This window comes from Pseudoalteromonas sp. SG43-6 (assembly GCF_014164365.1).
GTDB lineage: Bacteria > Pseudomonadota > Gammaproteobacteria > Enterobacterales > Alteromonadaceae > Pseudoalteromonas > Pseudoalteromonas rhizosphaerae.
Genome location: NZ_JACJEZ010000022.1, coordinates 29,114 through 49,926 on the forward strand (window position 1 = coordinate 29,114; position 20,813 = coordinate 49,926).

A 20,813-nucleotide genomic window follows, 5' to 3' on the forward strand; every position below is an offset into this window, starting at 1 on the left:
GTAACATTTTAGAACACGCTAACCCTATATTGGCTTAGTTTAAACCTACGTAAATATCTTAACGTGTTACATGCGCAAAAATTAAAAAACAAAACTTGATCTCGTAAATCATAATTTGTCTTGTTTTATAGAGTGGGGATAAGTAATGTTTGCTGTGTTTTTACAAATATTGCTCATAGATAACCGATAAAAAGAGTCAATAATCACCACAACTTTGAATAATCAAGGAAGTACTATGTTCAAAAAATTTACTAGTAAGCTTTTCGGTGAAGATAAACAAATAACCATCAAAGATTTATTAATAGTTGCTTGCCAAGGCTATAACCATACGCAAACAGGCTTAGCCGCTAAGGTTGCTCATTACTTAGTAACAGGAGAAGGAGCTGATTGTCTTAACATATTAAATCAACTACCTAATTCGCGCCATTCGCAACTGCCAGGCCACTACTCGGTAAATAATAATGGCGAGTATGATAGACGCTCTTTAGTAGCCATGCAGCATGTTTTAAAGTCAGCTACAGGCCATCAAAACGACTTTTTACATCATTTAGGTTTAGTAACAGAGGCGATTGCAAAGCATCACTATTTAAATCATATGGAGTCTAAACTAACAGGCTGGTTTGCCTTCTTACTGTTTTATTTTAACCAACACACTGATTTTGAATATGACACCAAGGCAACTCAATTCCCTAGTCGTGATGAACTGCTTACGCTGCTAGAAACGTATGACCAACCCCTATGGTATATTGATGCCTATATTCTTGAGCGCTCCTATGCACAAAGAGGCCTTATCTATCCAGATCATTTGCTAGCAAATAGTGATTGGATAACGATTTGTTCAACACCTGAAAAATGCCAACAACTACAAAAAATCGACGCCAGCGGTCGTAATACGCTTTGCCAGTTTCTACTTAAGCAGCCGGTAATTCCAACTTCGTTATTACCGTTTTTAGCACAGCTTAGCGCTGATAAGTCCAATCAAGTACGTCTGTCAGCGAACAGTGTGATCCGTAAAATCGATGATGCACAATGCCTTGAGTTTTTCTCTGAACATTATGAAAAGGCTAATGCAAGCACACGAACTCACTGGATAAGCAGTGTGGTTGAGTGTAGTAATGCATTAACATTACTTGAAACATGGCAAGCCACTGAAAAAACAGCATCAGTACACACTAAACTTACACTCGCCATTGAGCAATATCAGTTAAAGCAGCAAAGCGACAACTTTGATTGGCAGTTGCCTGCATACACAAACGTGAACTTTCACGGTGAGTTTCCAGCGCATTGGGTTGAAGACTGCATGCACAGCTTAGAAAAGCTAATTGCGCGTTCTGAACGATATATAAAAAACAGCAAGCCCGAAGCACCCGGCAGCTACTGGGCAAAGGCGATAGAGCGTGAAAAAGAAGAGCTTGCGGTATATAAAACGATCACTAAAGATGATGTTGTTCAAGCTTTAAACGCTCTAGAACAAGGTCAAAAGCTTGGTAATGACATCTTTTATGACATTATCGATGAAGCTAAATTACTCAAACAGCCAAACATTGCAATAGCACATTTTTTTCAACTGCAGAAAATTGGCAGATGGCACATTAATAATCTGTTAAATGCAGCCAATACGAGCAAATTACTGCAAGAGAATCTTAGCGATGTTCGCCAATTACTGCCTTTACTAGCAGAATTTAATTTTAGCGTTTGTGACTTAACGAACATACTTGTAAGTTCCCATGGTGAAGAGTTGGGTACTCGCCCATTGGCGTTAGAATCAATTGATGTGTGGCCCTTATTCGCCGAGTACCCAGAAACAATAGATTACGCACTTGATGGCCTATACACAAAGCTCATCCAGCAAGGAGATGACACAAAGCCAACGATTATCGATCGCCTCGACTCCAAGGATAACTATGATAACTATATGGTTATCAACCAGACACTGGCTTTATTAGCTGATTTTCCTAAACTTCCTCCCCATTGGTTACAACGCATCTATCAATTAGCGTTTGATAGTCGAAAATCAGTGCGCTTCACGGCACAAGCGACCGCACAAAAGCATGGCATCGTTGTTGAGCGAGTCAGCAAAGAATTACTATCAAGCGGCAATGATACTCGCAGTATTGCAGCAAAATGGCTGCAAACACTGGCGCTCAGTGATGCCCAACCAGCACTACAACAAGCAATTAGAAAAGAAAAAGATACCGCAATTCGTGCGCAAATGTTAGATGCCTTGCAGCAATGTGGCGGCGATATTAGTGAATTTACCTCACCAACCGCATTGGCTGAAGAAGCAGCAGCAGGGCTTCAAAAAGCAGTGCCTAAAAATATGCTTTGGCTGCAACGAGATAGGCTACCTAGCTGTAAATTTGTTAATGGTGAAGCAGTCGACACTGATATTATTTATTGGTGGTGTGTGCTCGCCGTTAAACTAAAACAGCCTGAAGGCAGTAACTTGCTACATTTGTATTTATCACTGCTTGATGATAATAGCCAAGCACAACTCGCTCACTGTTTATTATCAGCATTTATCACCCAAGATACACTTTGCCCCACCGAGCAACAAGCGCATGAATACGCCCAAGCTCATAAGCAGCAAGAATTTGATATGTATCAACGTTGGGCTCAAAGTGAATGGGGGAAACAGTACAAAACGCATACTTTGGAAGATGCATATAATGCGTGTTACAAACAGAAAAAGTCAGAGCTATTAGGTAGTGCTATTAAAGAAAAAGGTTTGCTCGCCTTAATTATTGGCGGTAAACCGAATGAGCTTTTAGCCCTACTACAACCCTACATGAAGCAGTATTATGTACGTCGTGCGCAGATTGAAGCAATATTGAGTGCTATCGCCAATATTAATGATCCGATAATTATTCAATTTATGCTGTCGTTATCGCGACGTTACCGCACCAAATCAATCCAAGAGTTAACACGTCAGTTAGTTGATAAAATTGCCCAGCGAAACGGCTGGACGACCGATGAACTAGGCGATCGTACTATTCAAACTGCAGGCTTTGAAAACACGCAAGGGCCAACACCTTTTAATTTAGGTCAGCGTACGCTGCAACTCCAGCTAAGCGATGATCTTAAATTTCAACTACTCAACGAAGAAGGCAAGGTGCTTAAGTCACTGCCGCAAGCGCGTAAAGATGATGACGATGCAGCCATCAGCGAAACTAAAAAATGGTTTAGCAGCTGTAAAAAAGAGCTAAAACAGGTAATAACGCAACAAACTAGTCGTCTATATGAGTCTATGGTTACTGAGCGTCATTGGCCTGCAAGCGACTGGCAAGAATATTTACATCAGCATCCTATCATGTTTCGTTTACTGCAACGTACGCTTTGGCAAGTACAGCTTGATGATGGTTGGCACAGTTTTCGCCCCACAGAAGATGGCGCACTCATTGATACAGAAGATGATGAAATTGAATTACCAGCCCAGGCCACTATCCGCTTGCTAAGTGGTAATCAACTCAATAGTGAAGCAAGCCAAGCTTGGCAGGCCCACTTAAAAGATTACAAAATTAAACCGCTGTTTGAGCAACTCAAGTCGCTTGAAGTAAATATAACTGCAGAACAGTTAGCATTGGATCATCATAAAGGCTTGATGACTGATACCTTCACACTACGCAGCTTATTGACCAAAAAAGACTACAAGCAAGGCGACCCTGAAGACGCAGGATTTTTTGATCATTACTATAAACTGTTTGATCAATTAGGACTTAGAGTTCAATTTGACTTCAGTGGTAACTGTGTCCCCGAAGAGAATGTTTCTGCAGCTATTTATAGCATCACAGTATGGCAATTTAATCCAAAAGCACGTGGCTGGAACCGCTATGATGCATTACCGCTTACTCAAGTCCCTGCTAATCTGCGTAACGCTATCGCCTTGGATTACGAAGAGGTGGCGAAAAAGTGTCATGCAGATCCACTGTGGCAGCAAAAGCTACCTTTTAATTAGCCGCTATAACAGTAAATGCTGGCCACATTAACGATGGCCAGCGTTTAGAAATCAAGATGATCTATCTAGCAAGGACGTTTTATGCTTAATACGTTAAACACGCCTCCGAACACAGACATTGCTGAACTATTAACTCTTGCCTGTAAAGGCTATGAAATAGCAGAATCAGGTCTCGCTCATAACGTTACACATTACTTATTACATGGGGGAAATCCCCGTTGTTTAACTACTTTAGCACAGCTTCCCGATACAAAAAGTAAACAGGCACCTGGTTGCTATGACTGGGAAGCAGCAGAAGCGATGTGGCAAGTACTCATGTCTACTCAAAGCCAGCAACTGGACTTTTTGCATCGCTTAGGTTTAGTCGTTGCTTGTTTTAACGAGCCCTATTTTGATGCGTTTAGCCATGTACTTTCGAGCTTTGATAACTGGTTTGCCTATCTTCTAAACTTCCTGAACAGACAATTTAAAACGCATACAGCGTCATCTGTAGAGCAATTACCCAATCGACACACACTGCTGGAATTATTAAGAGTATATCAATTACCTAGCTGGTATATTGATGCTTTTATATTAGAGCGTAATAACAAGTATGTTCCAGCAGAGTATGCCCAATATTTACTCGCACATACCAACTGGCTAAGTGTCAGCAACAAGCCTGATTTCGACCAACAGCTACAACAACTTCATAGCGAAGGTCGTTACATTTTCTGTTGTCAACTGACAAAGTACTGTGAACTACCCAACACCTTACTACCGCTAGTAATGACATTAGCGGATGATTCCACCAACAAAGTACGTCAGGCGGCGGCGCTTGCCTTCACACGCCTTGATACAGCAATGTGGGTCAACTACCTTAAAAAACACTATCAAAGTGCTAACACCACCACCCAAGCCCATTGGATTAAGCTTATTAGCCGTTATGATGCAGCGCAACCACTTTTAACTCAATGGCTAAGTGAAACAAAAAGTAACGTGTTGCAGCAACAGATCACACAAGCACAGCATGAATATCAGCTGATACAAAAAAGTCAGTATTTTGATTGGCCACTGCCAAGCCTCCCCCCCCTTTCTATCAGCCATGATTTTCCAGAGCGTTGGCTTGATGTTTGCCAGCAAGTGTTAAGCACTGAAATAGCCAAAGCGGAACAAGAAATTGCAACGGCGCAGCAAGCACTTTTGGATTATCCGCAAAATTGTCACCAAAGGCAGCAACGTTTGGCATCTGATCGTGACGACTTACAAGGGCTGCGCTCACTTACGCCAGAACAACTTGCCCAAGCGCTTGCGCAACTACAGCAACGCCAAATACAAACACAGCCCGGCTACGATATTATTTATAGGCTAGTTGATAATAAATACGCAGCCCAAATTATTGGCGAAGCTAAACTGATGAACCAAAGTGATGCTCAACTAGTGCACTTTTTCCTATTAGCTACTGGTTTATTTTATGGGCTTTCAACGGTACTCGAAGAGCCTCACCCTAGTAAATTGATCCAACGTGATATCAAAGATATACGCCAGTTACAGCCAGTACTGCACCCTTTTGGTATTAGCCCTAGCGATTTAACTAATTACATCCTTGATATTAGACATGAACCTAGTGGCAGCCTCCCGATAGCTTTAGAGTCATTTGAAATATGGCCGCTATTTGCGCACTATCCACAAACGATGACGCTAGCACTTGATGGCCAACTGAGCAGCGCAACATTTAGTTCAAGTACCGACTCATGGATCATTGAGTCACTTCTCAATGATCGTATCGATAGCACGCGCATTACTGAACAAGCCTTGGCTTTATTAGCTGATTTTCCAGCGATACCCCCCTATTGGCTCGAACGCATATATCAACTCGCCTTTGATAATCGCAAACAAGTGCGCAAGTTAGCGCAATACGCCGTGCAGCAGCATGAATTGCTCATTGAAAAAATAACGACAGGTTTAGCATCAAGCAATAAAGAAACCCGCAGCCTCACTGCACAGTGGTTAACTCACCTGCAACACCCTGATGCGAAGCCCGCACTGCAAGACGCGATCACCACAGAAAAAGATACCACTACTCGTAACCAATTATTGGATGCGCTACAACAATGCGGCGGTGATATTAGCTATTTCATCACCCCCGCTATTTTAGCTGAAGAAGCAGCTACAGGGCTCAAAAAAGCAGCCCCTAAACATATGGCCTGGCTACAACAAGCGATGTTACCCACCTGCCACTTTCGTCATGGCGACCCTGTGGAGCCAAGCATTATCTATTGGTGGTGTGTGTTAGCCGTAAAGCTTAAACAACCCCAAGGGAGCAACCTATTAAGGTTATATTTATCACTACTCGATGATGACAGTCAGGCTCGCCTAGGCCACTTTTTATTATCAGCTTTTATAAGTCAAGATACGCTTGCCCCTTCTGATCAACAGGCGCATGACTATGCGCAAGCGAATAAGCAACGCGAGTACAACAGGTACCAAGATTTAGCGCAATATGATTGGGGCCAAGAATACGCTACACGCACATTACTCGATGCTTACAATGCATGTTACAACTTATATAAATCTCAATTGCATGGCTCGGCTATTAAAGAAAAAGGCTTACTGGCATTAATCAATGGTGGTAATCCCCAAGCGTTGCTAGCACTGATCCAGCCGTATATGAAAAAACACTATCTGCGCCGTACACAAATAGAGGCGATGATCAGCGCTCTTGCCCACATTAACGATACGGTGATTATTCAATTTATGCTGTCGATAGCCCGCCAACATCGTACCCAATCAATACAAGCGTTGGCGCGCGAGTTAGTTGGCCAAATTGCAAAGCGTAACAGCTGGACGACTGATGAATTGGCAGATCGCACCATCCAAACCGCGGGCTTAGAGCATATACAAGATCCAACACCGTTTAGCTTTGGCAATCGCGCTTTACAACTGCAACTGAGCGACTCACTTAAGCTGCAATTACTAAACGAAGAAGGCAAGGTGATTAAATCGCTGCCACAACCACGCAAAGAGGATAGCGAAGAGCAGATCAACCAAACTAAAAAATGGTTTAGTGGTTGTAAAAAAGAGCTAAAGCAAGTGATTGAACAACAACATGCCCGCCTATATGCTGCCATGATCACCGAGCGTCACTGGCCTGTTGATGAGTGGCATGAATATTTACACCAACATCCGGTGATGTTTCGCTTACTACAACGCACCTTATGGCAAGTACAACTTGATAATGATTGGCATACCTTTCGCCCGACTGAAGATGGTAGTTTAGTCGATGTAAATGATGAAGAGGTTACGCTAACATCGGGTGCAAGTATCCGTTTGCTCAGTGCTAATCAGCTTGATAAAGCCGCCCTTAAAGCATGGCAGCTACACTTAAAAGATTACAAAATAAAGCCACTTTTTGAGCAGCTCAAATCCGCTGATATTAGTGTTACACCTAAGCAAATTTCATTGGAGCATCATTTGGGCCTTATGAGTGATGCTTTTACTCTGCGCGGTTTACTCACCAAACTCGGTTATCAACGCGGTGAAACAGAAGATGGGGCGTTTTTTAATTACTACGAAAAATCATTTGAGCAGGTAGGACTTCGCATTCAATTTGAGTTTAGTGGTAACTATTTACCAGAGGAAAATGAACCCGTTGCCATTTATGGCTGCAAAATATTGCAGCAAATTCAAGGTTCTCGCACGCGTAATCGCTATAAAACGATACCACTTGCGCAAGCGCCAGCAAATCTACTCAACGCTATCGCACTGGATTATCAACATGTTGCAAAAAAATGCCATGCAGATCCTAATTGGCTATCAAAATTACCGTGGTAACAAAGTTATTTATACTTCGTTGTTTGCCCTGACTCTGGCAAAGAACGCTATATACAGTCAGAACTGTAGTAAAGGACGTACCTAATGAATGAACAGATTATTCGTGCTCGCGCCGAACAACGCTATCAAGTTGAATTAGCACAGCTCATTGCCACTGATAGTGGTGCTCGCCCGAGCGGCTGGCAGCTTTCAGCAAGTGCCGTAAAACGCTTTATTTGTGGCGATAAACAGCACAATATCAGCCGTAAATATTATGGTGATGATGCACTTGTTGAACGTGCGATTGTCAGCCTAATGGGCAACAATGGCCTGATGATGGTTGGCGAACCAGGTACTGCAAAATCAATGTTGTCAGAGCTACTCGCGGCGGCGATAAGTGGCACCAGCGAGTTATTGATCCAAGGTACTGCGGGGACGACTGAGGAGCAAGTTAAATATAGTTGGAATTTTGCCATGCTGCTAGCCAATGGCCCAAGCTTTGATGCGCTACTAAAAAGTCCTATTTATACTGCTATGGAGCAAGGTAAATTAGTTCGTATTGAAGAGATCACTCGCTGCCCGCAGGAAATCCAAGATGTGCTTATTTCCTTAATGTCGGAAAAAACACTCACCATCCCAGAGCTGGGGATCGCCATTCAAGCCAAACCGGGATTTAATGTAATTGCCACCGCCAACTTACTCGATCGCGGCGTAAATGAGATGTCGAGCGCCCTTAAACGTCGCTTTAATTTTGAAACAGTGCCAGTACTTAATGATGTAAAACTAGAGCAAGAGCTTATTTTATCTCAGGTCAATGCCCGCTTTATTAACGAAGCACAGCAACCACAAATTAATGAAGAGTTAGTACAGTTATTAGTACAGGTATTTCATGACTTGCGTAACAACCTTGGTGCACAATCTTTAGATGCTACTTTATCAACTGCCGAAGCGGTCAATATTGTGCATTCTTGTGCCTTACATAGCCTCTATTGGCATCAACCCATGAGTGCTGAGCAGTTAGTACAACAGATGCACGGCATCTTGATTAAAGATAAACCCGATGACATTAAAAAATTGGCTCACTATCTTGATGCTGTTGTACGTGAACGCAAAGAGTGGCGTGCTTTTTTTGATGCAGGTAAAGCGTTGTGGATGAAATAACACCAGATAACAACGGCTTTAGCCAAGCATTAGCAAAGCTCAGCCAACGTTATTTACATGATGAAAAAGTACGTTGGTTACCTGTGCGTCATCACAGCCCTGCTTGTGCGCATTTTGCTTTAGCTCAATTAAACGCTTGGCAACCAGATGTTGTATTGATTGAAGCACCGCACAGTTTTGGGCAACACCTTGGCCTATTGCAAAACAAGCATGTGGTGCCACCGATTGCAGTTTATCAACAGCAAAGCTATTTTCCTTTCGCTGAAAATAGCCCTGAGTGGCAAGCACTGCGCTGGGCTGGCGACAACCACGTGCCAGTACAATTTATTGACTTAGACAGCACTGACGAGCAGCAAGAAGAACCACTTGATCGCTACAGCGATGCCCGTATTTTAAGCTCAAGCTATAGTCGTCAGCTACAACAAACCATGGGTTGCCGTGATGCCGATGAGCTTTGGCTGCGCTTATTTGAGCTACAAAATTTTGAAAGTGCGAATGATTTTTTTGAGCAAGTATTACTATTTTGTGCTGCTAGCCGCCTTTATTATGATCAAAAAAGTTTGCAGCAACTAGGCGATCTAGACCGCGAGAAACAAATGCGTGCCTGCATTCGCACAGCTAGTCATGATTATCAACGCATCGCGGTAATGACCGGCGGTTTCCATACCAGTGCACTGTTTGATTACGAGCAAGAATCAACTTCTATTCGTAAAAGTACTGAGGATAGTTTTGTGATCCGTTACAGCGATTCTTTACTTGATGCTCATCAAGGCTACCAAGCGGGAATGCCCTACCCTGCGTTTTGCCGTTGGCTGTTTGAACAACGTTCATTATCAGCCAGTGATTGGCTACTGTATTTATTAGCACAAATGCCTAAGTTAACGCTTATAGCTAAACAAAATGTTTTTGAGCACTTAAGTCAGCTCTGTCAGTTGCGGGGAATTGTGCGCGCTGGTTGCTATGATCTACTCGATTCTTTAGGAAGTTGCCAGTTTAAACAACAAAGTAGCTCGCGCGACTATCGACCTTGGCAGCAGCTGTTGCGTGGCGAAAACATGGGACAACTACCAGCAAATCAACGTAATTTGCCATTAGTCGACGATGTATTAGCCCATTGCAAACATGTACAGCTGACAATTGGTACAGTTAATCGTAGCCATTTTTCTTTATATGAATTAACCGAGCGGCAACGCCAGCGCCGCCAACTATTGAGCCAATTACTATTTTTAGACATCGGCTTTTGCCAATACGAACAAAGCATGCATGCCTTTTATAATATTCATACAGCCGCAAAGCATGAGAGCTGGCGCTACCATTGGACCCCTTCAGTAGAAGTGGCATTAATTGAATTAAGTACTTTAGGCGGCACTCTCAAAACAGTTGTACAGCATCGCTTGGCGCAACAAAGTGAAAGCGATTTGCCACAAATGCTTGATAAATTAATACTGTCACTTCAATTAGGCGTGCAATATCAATTTAACTCAGTTGCAATAACCCGTGAAATAAACGATTGCAGTACCATAAAAATACTATCAGATAGCTTCATTAAGTTATATCGCACCAGTAAGCACCCGCTTTTTAATGACTACCACCAGCAACTCAACGCATTAATTACACCGTTGTGGCGTCAATTAAGCTTTCACTTGCCCTCGTTAAATCAACTACCTGAAGATGAAGCGCAACAAGTACTGTTGTCATTACAAGCTATTGCACGCCAACAAATGGATGTACTTAAACAACCTTGGCGTGAGCGTTTACACTGGCTAATAGAACACAATGAACACACCCCTACCCTTTGGTTTGCGCTTAAAGCGTTGGCTGTAGACTTAGATGAGTTAGACCCTGCCTCTTTATTAAATGAACTACAACGCTATAGCGGCGACCGTTTCACTATTTTGCGCACACTGCTGACGGTTGTACCCCATTGGCTCAATCATCAAAACGGGCTATTGTCATTACTCAATCACAGTATTGAGCAACTCGATGATGAGCAGTTTGTTGAGCAGTTACCACAATTACGTGGGCTATTTTGCGATAAAGATGCACGGGAAATTGATGGTATTAGCCAGCAACTCGGTACACTTAATCAATGGCAACAGCAATTAAATTGGCTCAATGAAGATATCAGCGAGCATGATGTAAACCAAGCAATGTTATTAGATAAACAATTACAACAGCAACTGCTTGAACAAGGATTAAGTGCATGGACTACTCGCTAAAACAGCGCTGGCGTTTAGTATTAGGGCGCTATGCTGAATCACTCGATACCAGTTTATCAAGTGAGCAAAATCAACAAGACCAAGTCCTTGAGCAACTTTATCAACAGGGTTTAAAAGAGCGAGGTTTTCAAATATCGGGGGGCTTAGAAGCAAGCCAGCCATCGGTAGTACAGTGGCTCGATAACGCTGAAAAGCTGTTTCCTAAAAGTGTTAATGACACCTTGCAACATCAAGCATTAGAGCGCTTTAATCTTAAGCAGCTATTAGAAGAACCACGAGTACTACAAAATATTTCACCCTCTATGGGGTTGTTAAAGCAATTAATGAGTATTTCAGCGCATACCAACCCTAAATTACAGCAGCAAGTGCAACAAATCATTACAACTGTAGTAGAGGATTTGCTAAAGCAATTACGACCACTGTTTAATAACAAGCTCAATGGTAAGCTAAATCGCCAAGCGCACAGTCCACAAAAACGACTTGCTAACTTAGATTGGCAAACAAGTATTCGCAAGAACCTTAAACACTTTGATGGCAAACGCGTGCTATTTGAGCGCATTTACTTTCATGCTCGCCAGCAACCACAATTGCCTTGGCACGTTGTTTTATGTATCGACCAATCAGGCTCTATGTCCAGTTCTATGGTGTATTCAGCGGTGATCGCTGGTATTTTAAAACAACTCCCCTGTATAAAACTCTCGCTGGTGGTGTTTGATACACAAGTTGTTGATCTTTCCGAGCAAGCTGATGATCCCGTAAAAGTATTGCTCTCGACTCAACTTGGTGGTGGCACTTTAATTGCTAAAGCATGGCAATACTGTGAGCAGCTAATCGAGACTCCTTCGCGTACCATTATTGCTACCGTGTCTGATTTTTGTGAAGGTGGCCCTGAGCAAGCAATGTTTCAACAAGCTCAGCATCTTATTGATAGTGGGGTGACAATGTTAGGCATGACCGCATTGAGCCCAGAATCAATGCCTTTTTATGATACTAACGCAACAGCCAAACTTAGCCGTATGAAAATGCAGATTGCTTCATTAACGCCTGACCACTTTGCAAGTTGGCTAGCATCCACGATGGGATTACAAAAATGAGCAGCATGAGCATAAAACAATAATGGATATCAGTATTTTTGAAACCCTCGCCAGTGCGGGGTTAGTCCGCCGAGCACAAAAAGCGCTCGATAAATCCAGCCCACATATAAGTGGCGCTTCGCCAATTCAGTTTACATTCGAAGGCCAGCAAGGTGTACTGGATTTACATAATCCTAATAATAGCCAATGTGATTGCGCCGCAAATGGTATTTGTAAGCATATCATTGCAGCCAGCATATTTGCTTGGCAACAATCGCCAGTATCTGCAGCAACGATTGAAGAAAATGAAGTGCCGCAAATCGATACTAATACGTTATTAGCCAGTGCTGGCAAAGTAAAAATACGCCAGCTTTATCGTCAAGTTCAGCGTCGTTGGCAAGCTGACATCGTGCAACAAGGCGCGCAGGTTTGCATTACTATCAAGGAGCACACGCTCCATTTTACTAACGTAACCACAATTAATGATATTATCTGCAATGAAGATAGCCAAGCATACGCACTACTGGGCGTTTACTTGTGGCTTGAGCAACAAGGTGAAATGCTGCAATGGCCCGACTGGTTGCAACTAGAACAAGAGCACCAAAAAACACTATTAAACCAAACACAAACGCAGCTTAAGCAGGCATGCTACGCTGAACTCATTATGCTTGCAGGAGTACCCTTAGCGCAACTGCGCAGTGAATCACTGCTCACTATTGAATTACTGCAGATCCCGATGGAAAAGGCAGGCTTTAACATTGCACCACTAAAACGTTTATGCGGCACACTCGCACGCTATCTTAGTGGTGAACATCTGCGAGACAAACGCACTGTTTTGCTTGAACTAGCACACGTTTTGGTGATGCTTGAACGCCAAGAGCAAACACAAACGCAAGATGCTGAACATATTTGTCCTCCACAGCAGTTGTTATGTTTAGGCGGTTATCCGTGGCGTCGTAGCAGTGGCGCACATGGATTGACGTTGGTTTTACAAGACGAATACGGCCGCTTTATTACGCTTGCCGAAAGTCGCACAACAACCGAGCAAACACTTAACTATAGCCAAATCTGGCAAGCAAACCAATTACTTGAAGGTGCGCCTTCTGGCAGCAATTGGTTTGGGCAAACACAACGTATTTCAAACGCTCAGCTCAATGGCTGGCAGCGGCTTCGCCAACTTAAAAAGACCTATGTTGAACCAAGCGAACAATCACTAAATCCACAATTCATCGATGATATAACACTGATTGATTGGCAAAACGACTATGTATGTTTTGCGCCAAGTTATAGTCATCAACACACATTTGATGAAGCCACGCAATGTATGCGGCTTAGCTATCAAGATAAACAGCACAATACGATCTTTTTTAGCTTGCCTTATAGCGAGCTGGCACACCATGCGATCAATAATATGATGCTATTTAAGCAGCAATTGCCACAGCTCATTGTGGCTCGTATTGAGCGCGATAGCACGCAGTGGCAGTTACGTCCGATTACTGTAAAACTGGATCGTTGGATTAATCTCTATTTTGATGATTTAACCGACAACAAAACAACTAATATATTTAGCAACTGGCTTGCAAAACAATCTCCACAGCCGCAACTGTCATCGCCAAGACGAGATAAAGTACAGCAATTTTTGCTAAAAGTGCTCGATGAATTAGCGCAAAGCCATAGCATGCCTCAGCAATCACACAGTGAAATGGCGCAAAAATTAGGACTGCGCACGTTGAGCCATTTTTTAAGTAACTCTGGGCCAGAACATCGTTTAAAAGCAGCTTACTGCGCCGAGCAGCTACTACAGTTAAGCAGTCTTAAACCTGTAAAGTTTAATGAGCTGCAAAACTAAGTGCTGATTAAAGTTCAGCTATATTATGCATTTTTTTAGGGAGTATTATTGAGTATAACAGTAAGCACTTTCGCGCTGCCAAAACGGTACGCATGCTTGTAATTGGAGTCGGGAGATCCGCATGGGTTTTGCCCCTACACGATTAAAACTGAGTAATGGTGAGCAGATCATCGCTAACGGGGAGCTTAATTTTATCGATATAAACCAAGTTGATGCAACGCAAACAAACGTAGGCAAGTTACCCAAGAGTATGAATAAACTTCCTTCTGTTTAATCATTTTCAACAGCAAATTACCTCGTTCATCGCAACGCCCTAACAGGTCCTATATTTTTCTAAACTTAGCGCGTTGCAACAATCTCACCGCGAAAATAATAATGATATTTATCGTAAGCATCCGAATGAGTTTGTTCATCATATTGAGTGACTTTAAAGCTGTCAGCATCGACTTGTGTCATCGGCTTTGCCGACTTATATTGAGTTACGTAATAAACAGTCTCACCACTGCGATAGTAGTCGCGTTGAAAAATTTCAAAATTGCTGGGATCAGCCCCCATCAATACATGACTATCTTCACCATTTAAGTAAAAAATATGCTGATTATCGCTAGCAAAGTTCTCGTCTAATCGTGTAAAACTAGCGGTATCTACATCAATGTCAGTTAAGATGGCTATATTTGCGTAAAAGATATGTTGCTGGTCTTTACCGTAACTATCATCGATAGGTTTAAATGACTGCGCATCTATTTCAGGCACTGGCTCATCGTTATGGTAAATGACTTGTCGGCCTTTCCTTCCAGAGATATTCCAAAAGCTATAAGAATAGGCCTTATAACTTTTAGGATCAGCTCCTGCAACAATACGCTCGCCTTTAACCACTTGCGAATCATTAATCCAATAAAGATCAGTACCAATAATCTTAGCCTTTAGATTATCAGAGTTAACACCGCTAATAGCGTTACCACAATAGTAAAGGTGCTGTTTATCTTTGGCGTATAATGCAGCGTCATAGGTATTCAAATTGGCTAAACTGTAAGTAGTAAAGCTTTCAGCGTCAGCGTTTTCTATTAACTTAGCATTAAAGTAAACACGCTGTTCGACCACACAGTAGCCACCATTGGCAATACCTCGAAGCAGATTACTGATCATACCCGTATAGCCAAATATCACAAAGAAAAACCCAATAACAACAGCACTTATCAGCGCCATTTTATAACTATCAATACCAAAATAACTGCCGCCAAATAAACCAATAAGCAAAAATAATGGTACTGGAAAACTTAATATGAGTATGGCAGAGAACACTTTTTGCTTATTATTCATCGCGCCAGGGGCACCAAACATCATCGGCGACATCATCATCATGCTTCCCCAAAAGCACAGTGCCAACGTGACTAAGATATTAATTACTACAGACATTATCTTCCTTGTTTAATTAGTGGTATTGGTATCATACAACAACCAATATTTTTACTTAATTGTAGAATGAATATAAAGCTACTCTTCTGCTTGTGTAAACACTCTAATATGCTCTACGGCGCTGCGCCCTAGCGCTGATAAATTATACCCGCCTTCTAAATAAGAGATAATCCCTCTACAGCCAGTACTTTTTACCATGTCACACAGCTGTTGTGTCAACCAAGCATAATCGGCCTCAACAAATTTGAGACTTGCCATATCATCTTCAAAATGCGCATCAAATCCTGCGCTAATAAACAATAACTCTGGCTTAAACTCTGTTAATTTAGGCAACCACTGTTGGTTATACAACGTTTTTAAATCATTGCCATCGCTAGCTATGGGCAACGGTGAATTAACCAATGTATCGTTATTTTCAACGGCGGTATTAGGGTAAAAAGGATGCTGAAATAATGAGCAAAGCAACACATTATCATCATCGATAAAAATGTCTTGCGTGCCATTACCGTGGTGAACATCAAAATCGACAATCGCAATGCGCTTAATCCCTTTACTTTGCGCGTACTTCACCGAAATTGCTAAGTTATTAAACACACAAAAGCCGGCAGAGGTTGTACGGTTTGCATGATGACCCGGTGGCCGTACGGAGCAAAATGCGGCATCGAGGTTATCCGCTAATATTTCATCGACGGCTAATAGCCCTGCCCCTACCGCCCGCTCAATTGCCAAAAATGACTCTGGGCATAACCAAGTGTCGCCATCAAGTGATACTAAACCTTGTTCCGGGAGGGTGTTTTCCACCAGCGATACAAGGGCCTCATCATGGGCTAATAAGTAATGCTCACGTAATGCTTTAGGCGCTTGCTTTTGCTGCACGGCAATATCCAAGCCACTGGCCAAAAGACGATCGGTAATAGCATCTAAGCGCTCAGGACACTCTGGATGATCCGCGATCATTTTGTGTTTACGGCAAAAAGGATGAGAAATAATCGCAGTACGCATAAATGCTCCAAATGAGTTAACGACTGTAACTATAACAAAGCCACCCTTTGGTGGCTTTGCGACTTTGGTTTACTATTTAGCTTGCAAATGAAGATTTCTAAAATCAAAACTGAAATCAGTCACCGCTGTTGATACTGCACGCATTGTCGCTTCATTCACACGATTGTTAGTGCTCATATCAAAGCTAATATACGCATCAGCTTCGAGTAGCTTTTCATCCCACTTGACGATAAATGTGTTGCCCGTGTAATGCTCAAGCTGCCCTTTTAAACGTTTAGTATGCGTGAAATCAATACGTAGCTTACCGTCCAGCTCTTCAATAATAACATCACCATACCAATCATCATGCAAAGTGCCGGTGTAGCTAATATTTGGTAACTGTGGTTGATAGTCTGCAGGAGCGTCCGGCTTAGCATTAGCATACGCTTTTTGCTTACCTTCAAAATGCTTTTTAGCCAACTCTGCTACCCAGTCTTTATCTTCAAGTTCAAGGGCGTCTTCAAGCACTTCATGAGTAATAGCAGAGAGCGCACCGAATGCTTGCTGATTAGATAAAATAACAATCCCGAGGTTTTTCTCAGGCAATAACGTCACCTGCGATACCATTCCTAAAATACCACCACCATGGCCTAATTTTTTAATACCGTGGTAGTCTTCAATGCTCCAACCTAAACCATAACCTCTAAATTGCTGATGATAAGCCTCATAAGCGCTTTTTGACGCCAGTGAGGTAATATGTGGATGCCACATTTGCTCTTGTTGTTTTTCACTAAACAACTGCTCGCCATTTGGCATTTTACCATGGGCTAATTGTGTACGTAGCCATTGGCTCATATCATTCACACTGGATGCAATCGCGCCGGCACCACGAAAATCCTCTAAGTAATTAACGAAAAATGGATGTAATTGACCATCCATAGGAATATGACCCGTTGCCCAGTTATTATTACTTTTTGGAATACGCGAAAAACCAGCGCGTGAGTTATCCATGTGCAAAGGCTGGAGAATATTCTTTTCAATATAATCATTCCAGCTCATACCTGAGACCCGCGCGACTACCTCGCCAGCGGTCACAAACATCAAGTTGTTATAAGCGTATGTGCTGCGAAAGCTACTAGCTGGTTTTAAATATTTAAGGCCTGCGAGAATTTCTTCGATTGATTTATCGGTGTCAGGCCAAATCATTAAATCCCCTTGGCCTAACCCTAAACCACTACGGTGACTTAATAAATCACGGATCGTCATTTCGCGGGTTACATAAGGGTCGTATAAACGAAATTCAGGAAGGTGATCAATTACCTTGTCATCCCAACTAAGCTTTTCTTCATCAACTAATTTTGCCAATGCCGCAACCGTAAATGCTTTAGTATTTGATGCAATACCAAATAAGGTGTCTTTATTCACCTTGCTACCAGTATCTAAGTTACTAACACCAAAGCCTTTAGCAAAAATAACCTTATCGTTTTCAACAATCGCCACGGCCATACCCGGCACATCAAAGCGCGCCATTGAATTTTCAATCACTTGATTGATGTGCTTGGTATCAATATCGGCATAGCTATTAAATGCACAGCCTGCTAATAAGGTGGCCGCAATCGCTAGTTTAGTTAATTTCATAACAATCCTTGGAGTTATCATTTTAGTTTTTATTTTTGATGTACAGCAAACTCAATGGCTGCACGCGCACTGTCACTATCTTGGCAGGTTGGCCGAGACTTTATGGCATCACTGTACGCATTTGGCACACCAGCTTCAAGCGCACCGCGATGAACGTGCTGCATATACCAATCGTAAGGCAGTATCTGCGCATCAGTGGTGTTGGCAATATAACAATGCGCCGCTACTTGTTGCCCATCAAGTAATGTTACTTGAATATCCACGCAGTCATAACGGGGCCCTTCGATGGCGTCTAAAATCGTTTTTTCTGCGTCATTGAGTTGATATACCACGCCATATACTTGCGCGTTCTTATCATTTGATGGGCGTACATTGCCTTTTCCTGAGCCATCAGTACTTACCATATCAAAGGTTAACTCGTAACCGGCTAGTATTGCCGTACCAATACGAGTAGCGTTTGGTAAACGCGCCAACAAACGACTCGACGACATATTTGAACCAAACGAAAAATTATATACAGCCATATTCACCTACTACAGATTTCTGTTAAAACAATACTTACACTACAATTCTTATTGCTAGAGCGATCAAAATCACGCCAATACCACGGTCAAACCAATAGCCACTTTTTTGAAAAAAACCGCGAACACTAGGCTTTGATAGCACCAAGGATAGAAACGAAAACCACGCCCACGTTGCCAATGCCATATACAGCCCATAACCTGCTTGCACAATTAATGGCGTTGACTGGCTGATCACTAAAGTAAACAACGACATAAAAAATAACGTGGCTTTTGGGTTTAACGCATTGGTTAAAAAGCCGCGACGAAATGCAATCCAACTGGATTCAACACCTTGAGATTGAAGAACAGTTTCTTGCTGCGCTGGCGCCGGTCTAGCACTTCTAAGCGCTTGCACACCAATGTAGGCCAAGTATGCACCCGCTAAATATTTTAATGCCATAAATACGTTTGGCGATTGCGTTAATAAAACCGCAACCCCGAGTAAGCAATAACTAACATGTAATAAAATAGCCAGGCCTACCCCAAAGCTGGTCCACAATGCATTACGACGCCCCTGCTGAACACTTTGTTTAAGCACAATGGCAAAATCTGGGCCAGGGCTTGCTACAGCAAAAAAGTGTGCCAGTGCAATCAATAAAAACTCATCTAAATAAGCCACGATTACCCCGCTTTTTTATCATCAAGCGCTAACAACAACGGACTAGCAGTACTATTAACTAAGGCTTTTATTTCTTTTTGCGCCTTTTTGAATTGGCTGCGTAAGTGCGGCTTTAAATGCTTTTTAGAATCTTTATAGCCTTTAAAGTGGCAAATAAGGGCATGCATAAATAAGGTTTGCGGTTCACTAAGTGCAGCTTGCCTGTTCGCATAGGGGTTGTAACACGAGCCACAGCCCCCTTTAAACTGATACACCGTATTGCTCATCATTACCCCAAAACCTAAAAAACATGCCACGGCATCGGCGGCTTGTGGTAAAAACTCTTTACCGCCTGGTGGTAACACGCCCACATGGTGGATCATAATTGTCGCTAAAGTACCGGCAAAGCTGGCCACTAAATCTTGTGGCTGATTAATTTGATTTGGATTAAATGACACATTAACCGTATGGCTTGGCGGCACAATTAATTGGCTATTATCACCACGTAACTGATTACTAAAAGCAAAATGAGGAAATACTTGCGGCTGCAATTGCTGTGGAGCCACCAGCGTAATTGGCCAAGCTTGCAGCCCCGCATAGCCAACCACTCGCTCAAACACTTTACTGGCCATTTCTTCAATGCTTGAAACCGCATCGGGAAAGCATTGGTGGTTTGGCAAAACTAATTGCGAGTTATTAATGAAATAATCGCTGTCAAAATTTTCCACCGCCCACACAAAAGTATCAATCAGCCATTGCTGCTCTTGTTCATCTAATAAAGGTTTGCTTTTAAATAACGCTAACATAGTTTGCTCTTTTGCTTATTCTTGCTCTTGTGCCCATGCCCATGCTTGGGTGTTATACAATGGCACAGTGGATAACGCATGATGATGACTGCCGGTTGACTCTTTAGTTGAATACGACAGATATAACAGAGTTCGCATTTGCGCATCATAAATTCGACGCACTTTTAATGATTTAAATAAAATACTTTTTGATGATTTAAATACCACCTCACCCGACTTACTACGGTCAATCGCTTGTAATTGGTCGGCAGTAATTGGTCCAGTTTGGCGACACGAAATAGACATATCAGAAGGATCAGCAAAATCTAAGTTCGCTTCGATATGGCTAATATGACAGGTTACGCCTTTTACTAGAGGGTCTTGTTGCGAGTTAACTTTAATATCTTTAGTGGTAAATAATCCCAAACTAACTGATGCAACATCATCAGAGCAGCCCGCTAAGGTGATCAATAAACCTGTCAATACGCCTATCATTATAGGTTTCATATATTACTTGCTCCATGTAGGGGTAAACGATTCGTGGCTTACATTTAATATTCAGCTATGTTTCAATACTAACTTAAATTAATCACAACAACGAGCACGACACCATGAAAAAAGTATTTGTTTTACGGTGCTTACTGTTAGTAAGTCAGAGTGCGTTAGCTGGTTATTCACTGAGTCTTTATACTGGCTTGTAACAATCGTCAATAATGCCAGTAACGTTTCATGTGCATTACCAACAGACGAAAACAAGCAATGCTTGTGGCATTTTGATGGTGATAT

The 20,813-nt window shown here is 42.3% G+C and carries 14 protein-coding genes; 7 read left to right on the plus strand and 7 right to left on the minus strand.

Annotated features, from left to right (window positions below; all coding sequences use genetic code 11):
• The first annotated feature begins 235 nt into the window (after nucleotides 1–235).
• The 7 genes from H5201_RS11015 (at nucleotide 236) to H5201_RS11045 (ending at nucleotide 14,320) form a co-directional block, all read left to right on the plus strand.
• Entirely contained in the window at nucleotides 236–3,955 is a 3,720-nt protein-coding gene (locus H5201_RS11015; RefSeq protein WP_182784593.1) for a DUF4132 domain-containing protein, read from the plus strand.
• An 81-nt stretch (nucleotides 3,956–4,036) separates the two neighbouring features.
• Complete coding sequence (locus H5201_RS11020) at nucleotides 4,037–7,765, plus strand: DUF4132 domain-containing protein (protein WP_182784595.1); 3,729 nt, start codon at nucleotides 4,037–4,039, stop codon at nucleotides 7,763–7,765.
• 84 nt (nucleotides 7,766–7,849) lie between these two features.
• Entirely contained in the window at nucleotides 7,850–8,905 is a 1,056-nt protein-coding gene (locus H5201_RS11025) for an AAA family ATPase (RefSeq protein WP_182784597.1), read from the plus strand.
• Nucleotides 8,893–11,124 carry a DUF5682 family protein gene (locus H5201_RS11030; RefSeq protein ID WP_182784599.1) on the plus strand — a complete coding sequence of 744 codons (2,232 nt, stop codon included), beginning with the start codon at nucleotides 8,893–8,895 and terminating at the stop codon, nucleotides 11,122–11,124. Before H5201_RS11025 ends, H5201_RS11030 begins: the two co-directional genes overlap by 13 nt.
• Nucleotides 11,109–12,218, plus strand: coding sequence for a VWA domain-containing protein (locus H5201_RS11035; protein ID WP_182717219.1), 1,110 nt, complete (start codon nucleotides 11,109–11,111; stop codon nucleotides 12,216–12,218). The genes H5201_RS11030 and H5201_RS11035 overlap by 16 nt, the downstream gene beginning before the upstream one ends.
• Before the next feature lie 22 nt (nucleotides 12,219–12,240).
• Nucleotides 12,241–14,046: a hypothetical protein gene (locus H5201_RS11040; RefSeq protein WP_182717220.1), complete on the plus strand. Its 1,806-nt coding sequence runs from the start codon at nucleotides 12,241–12,243 to the stop codon at nucleotides 14,044–14,046.
• 121 nt (nucleotides 14,047–14,167) lie between these two features.
• A complete protein-coding gene (locus tag H5201_RS11045) occupies nucleotides 14,168–14,320 on the plus strand; it encodes a hypothetical protein (protein ID WP_179959234.1) in 153 nt (50 codons plus the stop codon).
• A gap of 65 nt (nucleotides 14,321–14,385) precedes the next feature.
• Here the strand turns inward: H5201_RS11045 and H5201_RS11050 are convergent, their stop codons facing one another.
• The 7 genes from H5201_RS11050 to H5201_RS11080 form a co-directional block, all read right to left on the minus strand.
• Entirely contained in the window at nucleotides 14,386–15,462 is a 1,077-nt protein-coding gene (locus H5201_RS11050; protein WP_182784600.1) for a DKNYY domain-containing protein, read from the minus strand.
• A 78-nt stretch (nucleotides 15,463–15,540) separates the two neighbouring features.
• Nucleotides 15,541–16,464, minus strand: a complete 924-nt coding sequence (locus H5201_RS11055) for a histone deacetylase family protein (protein ID WP_182784602.1) — start codon at nucleotides 16,462–16,464, stop codon at nucleotides 15,541–15,543.
• Between the two features lie 72 nt (nucleotides 16,465–16,536).
• Nucleotides 16,537–18,081: a serine hydrolase gene (locus H5201_RS11060; RefSeq protein ID WP_182784604.1), complete on the minus strand. Its 1,545-nt coding sequence runs from the start codon at nucleotides 18,079–18,081 to the stop codon at nucleotides 16,537–16,539.
• Nucleotides 18,082–18,110: 29 nt separating this feature from the next.
• Nucleotides 18,111–18,605, minus strand: a complete 495-nt coding sequence (locus H5201_RS11065; protein WP_145234768.1) for a gamma-glutamylcyclotransferase family protein — start codon at nucleotides 18,603–18,605, stop codon at nucleotides 18,111–18,113.
• Nucleotides 18,606–18,639: 34 nt separating this feature from the next.
• Nucleotides 18,640–19,263, minus strand: a complete 624-nt coding sequence (locus H5201_RS11070; protein ID WP_182739846.1) for a LysE family transporter — start codon at nucleotides 19,261–19,263, stop codon at nucleotides 18,640–18,642.
• Nucleotides 19,264–19,265: 2 nt separating this feature from the next.
• Nucleotides 19,266–20,048, minus strand: a complete 783-nt coding sequence (locus H5201_RS11075; RefSeq protein ID WP_182784606.1) for a hypothetical protein — start codon at nucleotides 20,046–20,048, stop codon at nucleotides 19,266–19,268.
• 15 nt (nucleotides 20,049–20,063) lie between these two features.
• Nucleotides 20,064–20,534 carry a CreA family protein gene (locus H5201_RS11080; protein WP_182784608.1) on the minus strand — a complete coding sequence of 157 codons (471 nt, stop codon included), beginning with the start codon at nucleotides 20,532–20,534 and terminating at the stop codon, nucleotides 20,064–20,066.
• Between the last annotated feature and the right edge of the window lie 279 nt (nucleotides 20,535–20,813).

Coding starts and splice junctions, on each gene's coding strand:
- H5201_RS11015 (WP_182784593.1), top strand. CDS start 236: ATGTTCAAAAAATTTACTAGTAAGCTTTTCGGTGAAGATAAACAAATA.
- H5201_RS11045 (WP_179959234.1), top strand. CDS start 14,168: ATGGGTTTTGCCCCTACACGATTAAAACTGAGTAATGGTGAGCAGATC.
- H5201_RS11020 (WP_182784595.1), top strand. CDS start 4,037: ATGCTTAATACGTTAAACACGCCTCCGAACACAGACATTGCTGAACTA.
- H5201_RS11050 (WP_182784600.1), bottom strand. CDS start 15,462: ATGTCTGTAGTAATTAATATCTTAGTCACGTTGGCACTGTGCTTTTGG.
- H5201_RS11060 (WP_182784604.1), bottom strand. CDS start 18,081: ATGAAATTAACTAAACTAGCGATTGCGGCCACCTTATTAGCAGGCTGT.
- H5201_RS11065 (WP_145234768.1), bottom strand. CDS start 18,605: ATGGCTGTATATAATTTTTCGTTTGGTTCAAATATGTCGTCGAGTCGT.
- H5201_RS11040 (WP_182717220.1), top strand. CDS start 12,241: ATGGATATCAGTATTTTTGAAACCCTCGCCAGTGCGGGGTTAGTCCGC.
- H5201_RS11080 (WP_182784608.1), bottom strand. CDS start 20,534: ATGAAACCTATAATGATAGGCGTATTGACAGGTTTATTGATCACCTTA.
- H5201_RS11035 (WP_182717219.1), top strand. CDS start 11,109: ATGGACTACTCGCTAAAACAGCGCTGGCGTTTAGTATTAGGGCGCTAT.
- H5201_RS11055 (WP_182784602.1), bottom strand. CDS start 16,464: ATGCGTACTGCGATTATTTCTCATCCTTTTTGCCGTAAACACAAAATG.
- H5201_RS11075 (WP_182784606.1), bottom strand. CDS start 20,048: ATGTTAGCGTTATTTAAAAGCAAACCTTTATTAGATGAACAAGAGCAG.
- H5201_RS11025 (WP_182784597.1), top strand. CDS start 7,850: ATGAATGAACAGATTATTCGTGCTCGCGCCGAACAACGCTATCAAGTT.